Below are 12,890 nucleotides of genomic sequence, written 5' to 3'. Positions count from 1 at the left end.
ACGCTGCCCTTGCCGAAAACGTCATCCGCTCTGATCAGGCAGCATGTTGGTACTCATGGAGGAGGCCGCCGAGTCGGTCGCGTCGGCGTATGTCGAGGCGGGCGATTTGCCCTGGATCGGTGATCGGTTGGGGGAGTGGGTGGGGTGAGCGGGCGTTGGCGATGCCCTGGTGTGGCCGGTGCCCGTTGTAGAACGTCTCGAACTCGCGCAGGGAGTGCGGGAGATGGCGCTGGTCCCAGATCAGTGTCCGGTCCAGTAGTTCTCGCCTGCAGGTTTGTACCCGGCGCTCCATGATGGAGTTCATTCTCGGCATCCGGACGCCGCCGAGTACCACCTCGATGCCCGCGTCCTCGAGTACCTCGTCGAACAGCTGCGGGAGCTTCCCGTCCCGGTCCCGGATCAGAAAGCGGGCCCGGCAGCCGGCGTCCTCAAGATCCATGGCGAGATTCCTCGCCGTCTGGGCCACCCAGGCTGCGGTCGGATGCGCGGTCACGCCCAGGACCCGGATACGGCGGCTGGCGTGTTCGATCACCGCGAACACGTACAACCGGGCCCCGGACAGGGTGACTGTCTCGAAGAAGTCGCATGCGAGGAGCGCGTCGGCCTGGGAGCGCAGAAAGTCCGCGCACGTGGTGGAGGTCCGCTCGGGTGACGGCGGGATCCGGGCCTTCTGGAGGATCTCCCACACTGTGGACGCGGCCACCTTCACGCCGAGGACGAGAAGCTCGCCGTGAAGGCGGCGGTACCCCCACCCCGGATTCTCTGCGGCCAGGCGCAGGAGCAGGGCGCGGATGGAGCGTACGGTACGCGGCCGCCCTCGCGTGCCGGGCCCATGGCATCCGGGCCCGGATCCGCTACGGGGCGAGTGAGCCGCTGAGCTGGAGGGTCGTGTGGTCGGACGCCACACTCAGGGAGGTGGTCACCTCCCCGTCCGTCCGGCGCGGGACCATGGGCGAGACCTGGGCGGACTGCCCGTACGCCGCGAACTGGCTCTGGACCCAGGACTTCCGCTCGTCACCGGCGAGGACGATGTTCCTGGGCCGGCCGTCCCCGTCGGCCTGGATCATGACGATCAGGCTGTACGCCTCGGGGAACTCCTTCAGCGCCTCGTACCGGACGTGGCCGGGCAGCCCGGCGCTGACGGCTCGGATCTGCTGGACGTGGAACTCCAGCCCCCACCGCTGCTTCAGCCGTTCGGCCACGGTGTCGGCCTTGGGGCCCGGGAGGGCCGAACCCCGCCAGTACGGCGTCTGCTCAGCCATCGGCACCGCTTCCGGCGGCTGGACAGCCGTCGGCTGGGCCCCGGTCCCCGGCAGGGGCACGGACGGGGTGGGAACGGCGGTCGGCCGCTCGCCGGCCGGTGCGGTCGGCGCGGCTCCCGGATCGGCCGCCGAGCCGGCCGCCGGACTGGCCGCCGACGAGGCCGGACCGGAGGCGCCGTGCGCCGGTGACGACACTGTGCCTGACGCCTGTCGGGATTCCCCGGTCGCCGCGTTCGGCGGCTTCGGGCCGGAGGAGCACCCGGCGATCGGGAGCGCCACCACCAGGAGCAGGGTTGACAGCGCCACCGGGGACCGGCGCCTTCGGTACGTCACGTGATCAGCCTTTCGGATGCTGGCCGGGAAGGGCATCGATCCGGCGGCGGGGTTGCCGGTCGGCGAGGGCGGAGCCCTCGTGTCCGGTCGGGACGTGTCGGGTCAGGGGGTGAAGGCGACCGCGTCGATCGCGATGTCCGGCCCGCTGAAGCCGCCCGTGTCGACCAGGTTGCTCATCTGGACTCGAGCGCCGGAGCACAACAGCATGTTTCCGGTGCCGAGTTGGTACCAGCCCTGCCCCGCCGTCTTGGTCTGCGACTGGTCCAGGTAGTAGGTGCTCGGGATGAGGCCCTGTCCCATCGTGCCGCAGCCCGAGTAGATGTAGTACGGCACGTTGGTCGCCTGGGCCCCGTGGGTGGGGAGGTGGATGAAGATCTTGTAGGCGGGCAGCGTCAGCTCGGGAGTCCAGGTCGCCACGACCTTGTGCGAGATGTTCTTCGGGATCTGGGGCGGCGACTTGTACCAGCCGTAGTTCGCGTACTGCGGCTGCGTGACGGTCCCGTTGTCGTAGGTGTGGGTGAAGTACATCCGGCCGCCGTAGCCGGCGCCGAACTGGTGGAGGTCGATCTGGGCCAGGTAGGCGGCGTGGGAGTAGTTGTCGCCTGTGCCCAGGCCGGCCGTGCGCACCTGCTCCCACTTGCCCTCGAGCATCTGCAGGGCCGCCGCGATGTTGGCGGCGTAGTCCGTCACGATCGCGGACTTCTGCGCCGGGCTCCAGGTCGTCGTGTCGGTGGCGGTCATGCCGGTGGTGATCTGGCCGATGCCGTAGCCGCAGTCCGCTTTGCTGTAGTTGATGGCGACCGGGACGGTCCGGCCCGCGGCGGCGTCGGCGCTGCTCCGAAGCAGGTTGTCGTTGCCGTAGTAAACGCCGGTCGCTGGGTTCCCCGCGTCGCCGGCCACCGCGTGAAAGGTCGCCTGGGACAGGTTGCTCTCCTGCGCGATCAGGCCGAGCAGCACCTGCGCGGGGACCAGGCCCTTCTCCTTCTGCGGGCCCAGGCCGGGCTCGGGGAACATCCCCTGGGGTGTGTACGCCGGCTGGCCGGCGCCCAGGTAGTTCGCCGGCCGCTGGACGTTCAGGCTGTTGGTGACGGCCCGGTCGACCGCCCACTGGACCATGGCCGGGGTCGGCTGCATGGCCTGGGCGTTCGGGTCGTTCCGCTTCACGGCACACTTGGGGGTGGCCCACTTGGCCTCGGTGGCCGGATCCGTGCTCACCAGGCCGCCGGTGACGTCACCCCAGGTGGAGCCGTCCTCCGAGGTGAGCGCGGCGACGCTCCCGGGAGCGCCGCCGACCGTCCTGTCCTCCGGTGCGGCCTGCCCCTCGGTGCTCGCCGTCGTGCCGGCGGCGTCGCCGGTCAGCAGGGTCGGTGCGGCGGGGTCGGTGGTCACGGTCCCGTCGGACCGGGCGCCGCTGTGCACCGCGCGCACGCTCGCCCTGATCTGCTGCGCGGCCGCGTCGAGCGGTTCGCCGTGCGCGGCAACCCGGTTGACCCAGGCCGGTTCGACGCTCTCGGCCAGCAGGTGGCCCTGCTGGGACACCGCCGTGACCTGCTGATCGGTGGCCAGTGCGGCCGGGGCGCCGGGCGCGTCCTAGCCCGCCCGTCGGGCGATCGAGCGTGACGATGCGGCGGTCGAGGTGTGGAAGAAGGAGACCTGGCCGCGGGTAAGAGCATTGCGGCGGAGCTCGGAGCCTGGCTGGTCTTCGAGGACGAAGCCGGGCAGTCGATGACGCCGCCGCGCGCCAGGACATGGGGCCGGATCGGGCAGACGCCCGCGGTGCGGGTTCGCGGCCGGGGCTCGGGCCGGGTCTCGATGGCGGGCATGACCTGCTACAAGCCGGGCGAGCGGTCCCGGCTGATCTACGCGATCCGCGAGTACCGGGGCCGCAAGGGCCAGCCGAAGGGCCTCGGCTGGCGCGACTTCCGCGACCTGATCATCCGCGCCCGCACCCAGCTTGGCGGCCCGATCGTCCTCGTGCGGGACAACGCCCGCCTCCACCTGACCAAGCCGCTGCGGGACTTCATCGAGGCGAACGCCGAGTGGCTCACCGTGTTCCAGCTGCCCACCTACGCACCGGACCTGAACCCGCAGGAGGGCATCTGGTCGCTGGTCAAGCGCGACATCGGCAACCTCGCCGCCGCCGACCTCGGCCAGATCACCAGGGCCGTGAAACACCGCCTCAAGCAGATCCAGTACCGCCCGGACCTGGTCGACGGGTGCCTCGCCGGCACCGGCCTGATCATGGACGGCTGACCGACATCACCCATTCAAGTTCTAGTAGTTGTTCAGCTTGAATACCGCTGTGACGGGTGCGTGGTCGGACCAGCGTTCGGCATGGGAGGCTGCTCGTTCGACGTAGGCCTCGACGCATTTCTCAGCGAGGTTTCTAGTAGAGACAACTAGGTCAATTCTCCAGCCGGAGTCGTTGTCGAAGGCACGGCCGCGGTAGGACCACCAGGAGTACGGGCCGGTGCGGTCGGGGTGCAGGGCGCGGACCACGTCGACGTAGCCGGCCTCGTCGTAGACCCGGCTGAGCCAGGCGCGTTCCTCGGGGAGGAAGCCGGCCGACTTCTGGTTGGCCTTCCAGTTCTTCAGGTCCTCGGGGCGGTGGGCGATGTTCCAGTCGCCGCAGACCACGACCTCGCGGCCGGCTGCGGCCGCCCGGGTGCGCAGCTTGCCGAGGTGGACCAGGAACTCCGCCATGAAGCGTTCCTTCTCCTCCTGGCGTTCGGTGCCGACCTCGCCGGAGGGGAGGTAGAGGCTGGCGACGGTCAGCCCTGGCAGGTCGATTTCGGCATACCTGCCCGAATTGTCGAATTCCGCCGACTCGAAGCCGATCGCCGTACGCTCCGGCTCCCGCCGTGACAGCACCGCCACTCCGGCCCGGCCCTTGGCGGCGGCCGGCGCCCACAGCGCGTGCCAGCCGTCCAGGTCGCGCAGTTCGGCGGGCAGCTGCCCGGGCTCGGAGCGCACTTCCTGCAGGCAGACCACGTCCGCCTCGGTGGCCGACAGCCACTCGGTGAAGCCCTTCTTGGCCGCCGCCCGGATTCCGTTCACATTCACACTCGTCACCACGATCACCCGAGCAGCCTATCGAGCGCCACGGCCCCGTCCGACGACCGACGCGTCGGATGTGGAGCTGTCGTGAACGCGGCATGAATCTGCGCGACAACGGCACCAACCCGGCCATTGGTCTTGACCATCTCCGGACGCAGCCCCTAGGGTCGCTTACTGCAAGGACCTTTAATAAAGAAGGACGGATAAAGCCCGCTCTCCCACCTGCCGCAACAGCGGACAGCGGGTCGGGTCCGCCCTCCTGCGGCAGGGCGAAAGAATCAGGGTGGAGGACACGGTGGGGACGACAGGGCAGCTCACGGCAGTTCCGGAACCGAAGTACTGGCACCTGCGCACGGTGCTGCTCCGCGCCATCGGCACGGAGTTCTCCACCGGCCAGGTCCTTCCCAACGAGCGTGAGCTCTCCGCCCGCTTCGGCGTGGCCCGGGCCACCCTGCGCCAGGCGCTCGACCAGCTGGAGCTGGAGGGCCGGCTGGTCCGCCGCCGCGGCATCGGCACCCTGATCGCCGCCCCCCGGGTCGGCGTCCCGGTCAACCGGCACGAGGAGGGCTGGCCCGGCACCGCCCGCAGCCAGGCCTGGCGCAGCGTGGACTGCACCACCGCCCCCGCCTCCGCCCAGCTCGCCAGGAGCCTGGGTATCGCCGAGGGCGCCACCGTGCACACCGTCCGCCGGGTGCGCATCGTCCAGGGCCAGAACATGGCCACCGAGTCGCTGCACGTCCCCGCCGCCGTGCTGCCGCACCTGCCCGGTTTCCGTGCCGAGAGCGACCGCGCCCGCTCGGTGCTGCGCCAGCTGGAGCGCCTGGAGGTGGACGGCGAGTCCCGCTCGGTCGAGCTCGGCGTCGCCGAGGCCGAGCAGGCCGCCCTGCTGGAGCGCCCGCCGGGCTCGCCGGTCCTGGTGATGACCACCCAGTACGCCTCGGCCGGCCGGCTGGTGGCGCTCGCGGTCTCCACCTACCGCGCAGACACCTGCAAGCTGACCTTCGGCGAGACCGGCCTCGTCGAGGTCACCCCCGTCGGTGCGACCGCCGAGGTCCGCACCGCTTCCTGAACCACTTTTCCGAACACCCTCAGGCCCAGGCCCGGACGCTCCTCGAGCGCCCGGGCCTGGGCCGTTTGTGCGGGCGAAGGCGCCGGGACGACAATGGCCGCGGGGAGAGGGGGTGGCGATGAGCCGACTTGACGACCTGTGGGCCGAGGGTTGGGCACCGGCCTGGGAGGGGTTGTTCCGGGCGGACGGGCGGTCGAGGGACGCCGACGTCGCAGGCCCGGACCTGGACGGCTTCCAACTCGGCGAGGAGGTCGACCTGGAGGAGCTGATGGAGGAAGACCCCGAAGCCCTGACCTCGGTCAGTGTCTTCGTCGAGGCTGTGTTGCCGGACGGCTCGGGCTCCCTCTGCGGTGGAGGGGGGTCGCACGGGTCGGAGGGCCTCTTCGCCCGGTTCGATGTGGACCAGAAGCTGGTCTGGCTGCTGCACCTCGGCGAGTCCAACGAGTTCGTCCGGATCACCGTCGACTGGCCGGTGGCGAGCTTCACCAACAATCTGGGCAACTCGATCACCATCGACCTCACCGGCCCCGACCATGCGGTGGGCCGCTGATCAGCTCCGGCCGCCGCCGCTGCTGGGCGGGTCCACGGCGAAGAGCTGTTCCTCGACGTGGTCCAGGCCCACCCGGAGGGCGCCCATGGCGACCACCTCGGAGCCCAGGGCGGCCAGGGCCACCTCGGGGGCGCGCAGGGTGAACTGGGCGAGGCGTTCGCGCAGGGGCTCCAGGACGCCGTCCAGACCGGCGGCCCAGCCGCCGACCACCACCAGCTGCGGGTCGATCGCCAGCACCAGGGCCGCGACGCTCTGCACCAGCCTGGTCAGGAAGCGGTCCATCGCGACCTGCGCGACCTCGTCGCCCTCCCGGGCCAGCCGCAGCACCCGGGCGACGGCCGCCTCGTCCAGCGGGTTGAGCGGCTTGCCGGTGGTGGAGAGCAGCCGTTCGGGCGTGACCTCCTGTCCGAGCAGGTGCAGCGCGCCGATCTCGCCCGCGGCGCCGCCGAAACCGCGGTGCAGCTTGCCGTTGATCAGCGAGCCGGCGCCCGGGCTCAGCCCGGCCATCACGAAGACGACGTCACCCATGCCGACCGCGGCGCCCTGCCAGTGCTCGGCGATGGCGGCCAGGTTGGCGTCGTTCTCGATGAGGACCGGGCAGCGGAACGAGCGGCGCAGCCGCGCGCCCAGGTCCAGGCCGGTCCAGCCCGGCATCGCGGTGCCCAGCCGGACGGTGCCGTCCCGGTCGAGGATGCCCGGGGTGCCGACACCGACGGCCCACAGGTTGTCCCGGGAGATCCCGGCCTTGCGCAGCACCTCGGCGACCACGCTGCGGACGGCGGTCAGCCGGTCCTCCGCCTCCAGGGTCTCGTCGACGGGTCTGAAATGGCTGCCCACCACCTCGCCGGTGAGGTCGGCGAGGATGACGCGGATGTCGTGGACACCGATCTCGATGCCGAGGATGTGCCCGGCCTCGGCGCGGAACCGGAACCAGCGGGCCGGCCGCCCCCGGCGGCCGCCGCCGGGCTGGCCGCCGTTCTGCGGCTGGTCGACCTCGGCCACCAGGCCGGTCTCGACCAGTCCCTCGATCACTCCCTCCACCGTCGGCCGGGACAGTCCGGTGTCCCCGACCAGCTGAGTGAGGGTCACCGCGTGGCCGGTCCGCAACGCCCGGAGCGTGACCGCCGCGTTGATCCGTCGCAGCAGTGAGGAGTCTCCTCCGGTGAGCCGATCCGCCAAGACGATGCCCTTCGCCGTGCGCGCGACAGCCCTGGCGCGCGTTGTCGAGTGCGCGGTGACCACCCTGATGGCCCGCGTGAGTCCGCCGCCCGGAACGCGGGCACGACAGCGCTGGGCCGCCTGCGCCAGGGCCGGAGGGCATGTGCCGGATGCTACCCGGGCCCGGGCCGGGTGGGCGAGCATCTTCGCAGCTCACCCGGGCTTCGGTATCGAAATGGTACGCATCGGGTGGCAGCGCGTAATCCAGCTTTCAACCAGGACCAGGCCCACCGGGAGGCGGGCGGCACCCGGGCAGGACCCGGGCGGGTGAGCCCCGCGGCGCGTGGGCGGGACGCCGGGGCCATCATGGGACGGGGCGGACAGGAAAGGGCTGTGCGATGGAGCTGTTCCCGCCGATTCCGCTGGCCGAGTGGCAGGACACCAAGGAGACCTTGCACCGCTTCGCGCAAGTGGTGGGCAAGATCCGGCTGGCCGCCAGTGTGCGCCGCAACCACTGGTGGAACGTACCGTTCCATCTGACCGGCCGGGGGCTCACCACCCGGCCGACCGGGCGGGCCGACGGCGGCCCGGTCTTCACGCTCGACTTCGACTTCGTCGGCCACCGGCTGGTGGCCACCGCGCCGGACGGGCGGGAGGTGTCCTTCCCGCTGCCGGGCCAGTCCGTGGCCTCGTTCCACCGGAACACGCTGGCGGCCCTCGACGCGCTGGGCGCCCGGGTGGAGATCGCGCGGCCCCGGCCCTTCGGCCTGCCCGACGCGGGCCGGCCGTTCGCCGAGGACACCGAGCACGCGACGTACGACCCGACGCACGCCAACCGCTACTGGCGGGTGCTCAGTCAGGTGGCGCTGGTCCTGGAGGAGTTCGCGGCGGGCTTCTCCGGGAAGTCCAGCCCGGTGCACCACTTCTGGCACACCTTCGACGTCGCCCACACCCGGTTCTCCGAGCGCCACGTCGAGCCGCCGCCGCAGGCCGACCCGGTGACCCGCGAGGCGTACTCGCGGGAGGTGATCAGCTTCGGGTTCTGGTTCGGGGACGACAGCTTCGCCGAGCCCGCCTTCTACGCGTACACCGCGCCCGAGCCGCCCGGGCTGGACGCCGAGCCGCTCAGCCCCCCGGCCGCCCGCTGGGTACCGCGCAACGGCAGCCATCTGGCCGTCCTGAGCTACGAGGACGCCCGCGCCGAACGCGATCCGAGGGCGGCGGTGCTCGCCTTCTACGAGAGCGCGTACCAGGCCGGGGCCCGCCGCGCGGGCTGGGACGTCGCCGCCCTGGCCTGCCCGGGCGGGATCACCGACCCGCGTCTGCTGGCCCCGGGGGGCTGAGGCCCGGCGGGACGGCTACCGGGTGCTGCGGCCGGCCCCGCCGAGCAGAGCGGCGGCGGCCACCGCCGTCAGCACACCGCCGGCCAGCACGCCGCGCCGGGAGCCGCAGGACAGCACCGACCACCGGGACCGGGCGGACAGCAGCGAGCCGAGGCTGAGCCAGGACCCGGCCGACAGCAGGGAGAGCGCCGAACCGACGGAGCCGACCGACAGCACGCTGCCGACCGAGCCCACCGACAGGACGGACCCGACCGATCCGATCGAGAGGGTCGAGCCGACCGAACCGATCGAGAGGGCCGAGCCGATCGAACCGATCGACAGCAAGGAGTCCGTGGCGCACGGCGCCGACGAGGTTCCGGAGCAGGCGGAGAACGCGGAGAGCTCGGAGAGCTTGGGGAGTTGCGGCATGGGGTCGATCCTAGGGCGTGTCTGACGATTCCCGCCGGGTGCCCGAGCGGGAGGCGGGCTCCGGGAGCTGGCACTCCGTCACCTCGGGTGGCCCGGCGAGGTCCTATGCTGCGGGCATGCCGAACGAGATCCGCACCCTCCAGCCAGGCACGACCCTGGAGTCGGACAGCGGCTTCGTGCGACGGGAGACCGGTCTGACGGCCGTTCCCTTCGTTCCCGAGGTCCGTCTGCACATGGCCGACGACGCCATCGCCCTCTGGGAGACGACGGAGGCTGCGCGAGGTGAGATCGGCCTGCCGCCGCCGTTCTGGGCGTTCGCGTGGGCCGGCGGCGTGGCCGTCGCCCGGTATGTCCTGGACCATCCCGAATCGGTGGCCGGGAAGACGGTGCTCGACCTGGCGGCGGGGTCCGGTCTGGTCGGCATCGCGGCCGCGATGCGCGGCGCGACGGCCGTCCGGGCCGCCGAGATCGACGCCTACGCGGTGGCCGCCATCGGGATCAACGCCGAGGCGAACGGCGTCCGGATCGACGCGGCGGTCGAGGACCTCCTCGACGGTGACGGCGGCCCGGCCGAGGTGGTCCTCGCGGGGGACGTCTTCTACGAGCGGGCGATGGCCGCGCGCTTCCTTCCGTTCCTGGAACGGGCCCGGGCCAGGGGCGCCCGCGTCATCGTCGGCGACCCGGGCCGGGCGTACCTCCCGCGCGACCGCTTCACCGCCCTGGCCGCCTACGACGTACCGGTCGTCGCGGACCTGGAGGACGCCGACCTCAAGACCACGACCGTCTGGCAGCTCGCCCCGGTGTGATGCCCGCGCGCCTGACGCCCTCGCGGGGGTGAGGGCCGGGCTCAGGGCAGGAGGGAACGGGCGACGCGGAATCCCACGTCGTCGACCCGGAAGGTGGGGTGGCTGCGGCGCCGCACGGAGGCCCGGCAGCTCCAGTGCTCGTCGAACCAGCCGCCGCCGCGCAGCACCCGGTAGGCGCCGTAGACCTCGGCGTCGTAGACGTCCCAGCACCAGTCCCAGGCGTTGCCGAGCATGTCGTGGAAGCCCCACGGGTTGGGCCGCTTGCCGCCCACGTCGTGGATCCGCTCGTCCGAGTTGCCGCGGTACCAGGCGATGTCGTCGAGCGGCCCGTAGCGCGGTCCCGCCGTACCGGCGCGGCAGGCGTGCTCCCATTCGGCCTCGGTCGGCAGCCGGTAGCCGTCGGCGGACGCGTCCCATTCGACAACGTCACCGCTGCCGTCGCTCTCGCCGCCCCCGCCGTCGGGGCCCAGGAGGTAGGCGGGCGTCAGCGCGTCGCGCCGGGACAGGGCGTTGCAGAACCGGAGCGCGTCCCACCAGGAGACACCCTCGACGGGCAGCCGGTCGCCCCGGGCGGTGCCCGGCCGCAGGCCGGTGATCTCGGCGTACCGGGCCTGGGTGACCTGGACCGCCGAGAGCTCGTAGGGTGCGAGGTCGACGCTCCAACTGCGTTCCGTCCGCCGGTCGGACAGTGTCACCCGCCCCGGTGGGACGGAGATCATCTCGGCTTCTGCGCGCGCGCTCATGAGCAGGTGATCCTATCGGGTCGGCTGGATCCCGGCTCCGTGCGAGAACGTGGTGCTGCTCGGGCAGTGCGCGGACGCCGACCACCGCGAGTTGCCGGCGTGGCCCCATTGGGCGTTGAAGAACCTCTACGGGCCGGTCGGCGTGATGTTCGGCAAGTTCGTCAAGGGGGCTGTCGAGACCAGCCGTGTCGGGCACGACATCCCGGCGGCCCCGTTCTCGTTTCTCCCCGTACGAGCGGCCGTCCGGCCCCTGGACCCGAAGTTCCTGACGAACACACCCGACCTCGCGGCGGCGGTGGCCGGGGCCCGTGGACGATGGCCGCGACGTGTTCGAGCACATCCCTTGCGATTGGAAGGCAGTGAGAGAATGGGCGAGTTCACTTCCGAGGCCGCTGAAGCGCTGAAGGCCGCGGAGGCCGTCTACGGGCCGCTGGAGTTGGAGGAGATCAGCAACCGGCGGGGCTCAGCGGTCTGGAAGGCGACCGGTCCGCAGGGCGTGGCGAGCATCAAGCTCGGCACTGGCGAGGCCGCCGAGGTCACGGCGCGCGAAGCCTCCGTGCTGGACCGGCTTCCCGGTTACACCGTGACCGCCGGTCGCTTCGACAACGGCGTCTGGTACGTCACCCCGTGGCTGGCCGGGCCGTCCACCTGGGACGTCTTCCGCCCCATGCGCAAGGGCGATGGCGGGCGGCCCGAGGCCCTTGCCGCTGCGGTAGGGCTTTGCCGAGCCGTGGCCGCCCTCCACGCCGAGGGGTGGGTGCACGGCGACCTCCAGCCCCAGCACGGCATCCACAGCGAGGACGGGACGGTGCGCCTCCTCGACTTCGCCTGGTCCCGGCGGGTCGGCATCACTCCGTGGACGACGTTCGACGGGACGATGGTCCACCTCACCGCCCCCGAGCTGGCCGCCCGGATCATCACCGGCCCCCAGCCGGTCGACACGACACAGGCCGCCGACGTGTACGCCCTCGCCGGCACCCTGTGGACGTGTGTCACGGGCAAGTGGCCGCTGGACTACGAGGCCGCCGGACTCGGCCAGAGGGCGCCGGTGGAGGAGATGCGCAAGGCCATCGCCACCAGAGCCGTCCCGATGTCCGCCGTGATGCCCTGGCCCGCCCTCCAGGCCCGGCTGCGGTACGTCCTGCTGGCCGAGCCCGACGACAGGCCGACCGCCGCCCAACTGGCCGACCTCGTTCAAGCGGTGGACGCGTGATCGAACTGCGGGAGCTGACCCCGGACGACGCCACCGCCCTCCAACGCATCTACAGCCCGGAATCGACCGGGTTCGAGGTCTGGCGGCGCCGGCTGACCCTCGACATCCGTGTGTTCGACCGCCACTGACCACCTCGCACCCCCGCTGGCTTCCCGCGCGACCGCTTCACCGCCCTGGCCGCCTACGACGTACCGGTCGTCGCGGATCTGGAGGACACCGACCTCAAGACCACGACCGTCTGGCAGCTCGCCCCGGCGTGATGCCCTCGCGCCTGACGCCCTCACGGGGTGAGGGTCCGGGCTCAGGGCAGGAGGGAACGGGCGACGCGGAAGTCCACGTCGTCGACCCGGATCGGGTCGGCTGGATCCCGGCTCCGTCCGGAGCGGTCAGAGCGAGGTGCCGATCGGGACCGCGTGGGGGCGCAACCACTCGGCGAGAGCGGTGAAGTCGGCGTCGGTGAGGCCCCGGTGGGGGTCGACGCGGTGGAGCAGGGCGTCTCCCCGGTGGTGGGCGCGGACCCAGGCGCGGTCGGTGTCGGTGATCTCGTCGTCGACCCAGGCGAAGGGGCGCCCCGCGGCCCGGGTGACGAGGGCGCGGGTCTTCCAGTGCAGCCCGGTCCGTTCGTCCAGGTCGTCGGCTGCGGACGGCTCCGGCCACTCCACCACCGGCAGCCGGGGCAGACCGAGCCGCGGTGCGACGCACTCGTTCGCGTCGTCGAGCCAGGTCGTTGCCCAGATCAATCGGCAGGGCAGCGCCGCGAGCCGGGGGCCGTGGGCGGGATTGATCCGGGCCAGCAGTGGATTGGGCTGCGGCGTGTCGGGCTCCGTCGGCCAGGTGGGGTACCCGTCCGGCAGTTGCTCCGGCGTCGCGCCGAAGGGGATGAGGGGGCCGTCGACATCGAGGAAGAGCAGCGGCTGCGAAGAGCGCGTGGAACCGGTCACGGCCGCA

At 72.0% G+C, this 12,890-nt stretch carries 15 protein-coding genes and 1 pseudogene; 8 read left to right on the top strand and 8 right to left on the bottom strand.

The genetic code is table 11. From position 1 onward, the window contains the following. Nucleotides 1–34: 34 nt before the first annotated feature. Nucleotides 35–829: pseudogene (locus tag ACIP82_RS26445) on the bottom strand (integrase core domain-containing protein); the annotation flags it as partial. A gap of 25 nt (nucleotides 830–854) precedes the next feature. After that, complete coding sequence (locus ACIP82_RS26440; RefSeq protein WP_400656802.1) at nucleotides 855–1,262, bottom strand: hypothetical protein; 408 nt, start codon at nucleotides 1,260–1,262, stop codon at nucleotides 855–857. A gap of 67 nt (nucleotides 1,263–1,329) precedes the next feature. Between ACIP82_RS26440 and ACIP82_RS26435 the strand changes: the two genes are divergently transcribed. Beyond that, nucleotides 1,330–1,599 carry a hypothetical protein gene (locus ACIP82_RS26435; RefSeq protein WP_400656800.1) on the top strand — a complete coding sequence of 90 codons (270 nt, stop codon included), beginning with the start codon at nucleotides 1,330–1,332 and terminating at the stop codon, nucleotides 1,597–1,599. 98 nt (nucleotides 1,600–1,697) lie between these two features. Here ACIP82_RS26435 and ACIP82_RS26430 read toward each other — a convergent pair whose 3' ends face one another. Further along, nucleotides 1,698–3,134: a hypothetical protein gene (locus ACIP82_RS26430; protein ID WP_400656798.1), complete on the bottom strand. Its 1,437-nt coding sequence runs from the start codon at nucleotides 3,132–3,134 to the stop codon at nucleotides 1,698–1,700. Nucleotides 3,135–3,320: 186 nt separating this feature from the next. Between ACIP82_RS26430 and ACIP82_RS26425 the strand changes: the two genes are divergently transcribed. Next, a complete protein-coding gene (locus ACIP82_RS26425) occupies nucleotides 3,321–3,848 on the top strand; it encodes a transposase (protein WP_400656946.1) in 528 nt (175 codons plus the stop codon). Between the two features lie 21 nt (nucleotides 3,849–3,869). Here the strand turns inward: ACIP82_RS26425 and ACIP82_RS26420 are convergent, their stop codons facing one another. Further along, complete coding sequence (locus tag ACIP82_RS26420; protein ID WP_400656795.1) at nucleotides 3,870–4,676, bottom strand: exodeoxyribonuclease III; 807 nt, start codon at nucleotides 4,674–4,676, stop codon at nucleotides 3,870–3,872. 271 nt (nucleotides 4,677–4,947) lie between these two features. Between ACIP82_RS26420 and ACIP82_RS26415 the strand changes: the two genes are divergently transcribed. Next, on the top strand, nucleotides 4,948–5,721 hold the full coding sequence (locus tag ACIP82_RS26415; protein ID WP_363611897.1) for a GntR family transcriptional regulator: 774 nt from the start codon (nucleotides 4,948–4,950) through the stop codon (nucleotides 5,719–5,721). A 118-nt stretch (nucleotides 5,722–5,839) separates the two neighbouring features. After that, nucleotides 5,840–6,271, top strand: coding sequence for a hypothetical protein (locus ACIP82_RS26410; protein ID WP_400656792.1), 432 nt, complete (start codon nucleotides 5,840–5,842; stop codon nucleotides 6,269–6,271). Here the strand turns inward: ACIP82_RS26410 and ACIP82_RS26405 are convergent, their stop codons facing one another. Continuing rightward, nucleotides 6,272–7,450, bottom strand: a complete 1,179-nt coding sequence (locus ACIP82_RS26405) for an ROK family protein (RefSeq protein WP_363611812.1) — start codon at nucleotides 7,448–7,450, stop codon at nucleotides 6,272–6,274. 377 nt (nucleotides 7,451–7,827) lie between these two features. Between ACIP82_RS26405 and ACIP82_RS26400 the strand changes: the two genes are divergently transcribed. Further along, nucleotides 7,828–8,772, top strand: a complete 945-nt coding sequence (locus ACIP82_RS26400; protein WP_400656789.1) for a DUF5996 family protein — start codon at nucleotides 7,828–7,830, stop codon at nucleotides 8,770–8,772. Between the two features lie 15 nt (nucleotides 8,773–8,787). Here ACIP82_RS26400 and ACIP82_RS26395 read toward each other — a convergent pair whose 3' ends face one another. Then, nucleotides 8,788–9,180, bottom strand: coding sequence for a hypothetical protein (locus ACIP82_RS26395; protein ID WP_400656786.1), 393 nt, complete (start codon nucleotides 9,178–9,180; stop codon nucleotides 8,788–8,790). A 116-nt stretch (nucleotides 9,181–9,296) separates the two neighbouring features. Between ACIP82_RS26395 and ACIP82_RS26390 the strand changes: the two genes are divergently transcribed. Next, entirely contained in the window at nucleotides 9,297–9,986 is a 690-nt protein-coding gene (locus tag ACIP82_RS26390; RefSeq protein ID WP_400656784.1) for a class I SAM-dependent methyltransferase, read from the top strand. A gap of 41 nt (nucleotides 9,987–10,027) precedes the next feature. Here ACIP82_RS26390 and ACIP82_RS26385 read toward each other — a convergent pair whose 3' ends face one another. Next, nucleotides 10,028–10,729 carry an SUMF1/EgtB/PvdO family nonheme iron enzyme gene (locus tag ACIP82_RS26385; protein ID WP_363611806.1) on the bottom strand — a complete coding sequence of 234 codons (702 nt, stop codon included), beginning with the start codon at nucleotides 10,727–10,729 and terminating at the stop codon, nucleotides 10,028–10,030. Nucleotides 10,730–11,096: 367 nt separating this feature from the next. On the opposite strand from ACIP82_RS26385, the gene ACIP82_RS26380 reads away from it, so the two are divergent. Then, the gene (locus ACIP82_RS26380) at nucleotides 11,097–11,942 is read left to right on the top strand and encodes a protein kinase (protein WP_400656781.1); all 846 of its coding nucleotides are present in this window, start codon (nucleotides 11,097–11,099) and stop codon (nucleotides 11,940–11,942) included. Beyond that, nucleotides 11,939–12,070, top strand: a complete 132-nt coding sequence (locus ACIP82_RS26375) for a hypothetical protein (RefSeq protein ID WP_400656779.1) — start codon at nucleotides 11,939–11,941, stop codon at nucleotides 12,068–12,070. Before ACIP82_RS26380 ends, ACIP82_RS26375 begins: the two co-directional genes overlap by 4 nt. A gap of 258 nt (nucleotides 12,071–12,328) precedes the next feature. Here the strand turns inward: ACIP82_RS26375 and ACIP82_RS26370 are convergent, their stop codons facing one another. Then, nucleotides 12,329–12,883, bottom strand: a complete 555-nt coding sequence (locus ACIP82_RS26370; RefSeq protein ID WP_400656777.1) for an HAD domain-containing protein — start codon at nucleotides 12,881–12,883, stop codon at nucleotides 12,329–12,331. Between the last annotated feature and the right edge of the window lie 7 nt (nucleotides 12,884–12,890).

The sequence above is a fragment of the Kitasatospora sp. NPDC088548 genome, from assembly GCF_044753005.1.
GTDB lineage: Bacteria > Actinomycetota > Actinomycetes > Streptomycetales > Streptomycetaceae > Kitasatospora.
Note: the sequence above shows the minus strand (reverse complement) of the source record. Positions and strands in the feature narration are given on the sequence as shown.

What these genes read in the sequence shown, in the direction of transcription:
- ACIP82_RS26440 (WP_400656802.1), bottom strand. Translation starts at nt 1,262, where the DNA reads ATGGCTGAGCAGACGCCGTACTGGCGGGGTTCGGCCCTCCCGGGCCCC.
- ACIP82_RS26425 (WP_400656946.1), top strand. Translation starts at nt 3,321, where the DNA reads ATGACGCCGCCGCGCGCCAGGACATGGGGCCGGATCGGGCAGACGCCC.
- ACIP82_RS26410 (WP_400656792.1), top strand. Translation starts at nt 5,840, where the DNA reads ATGAGCCGACTTGACGACCTGTGGGCCGAGGGTTGGGCACCGGCCTGG.
- ACIP82_RS26400 (WP_400656789.1), top strand. Translation starts at nt 7,828, where the DNA reads ATGGAGCTGTTCCCGCCGATTCCGCTGGCCGAGTGGCAGGACACCAAG.
- ACIP82_RS26395 (WP_400656786.1), bottom strand. Translation starts at nt 9,180, where the DNA reads ATGCCGCAACTCCCCAAGCTCTCCGAGCTCTCCGCGTTCTCCGCCTGC.
- ACIP82_RS26390 (WP_400656784.1), top strand. Translation starts at nt 9,297, where the DNA reads ATGCCGAACGAGATCCGCACCCTCCAGCCAGGCACGACCCTGGAGTCG.
- ACIP82_RS26385 (WP_363611806.1), bottom strand. Translation starts at nt 10,729, where the DNA reads ATGAGCGCGCGCGCAGAAGCCGAGATGATCTCCGTCCCACCGGGGCGG.
- ACIP82_RS26380 (WP_400656781.1), top strand. Translation starts at nt 11,097, where the DNA reads ATGGGCGAGTTCACTTCCGAGGCCGCTGAAGCGCTGAAGGCCGCGGAG.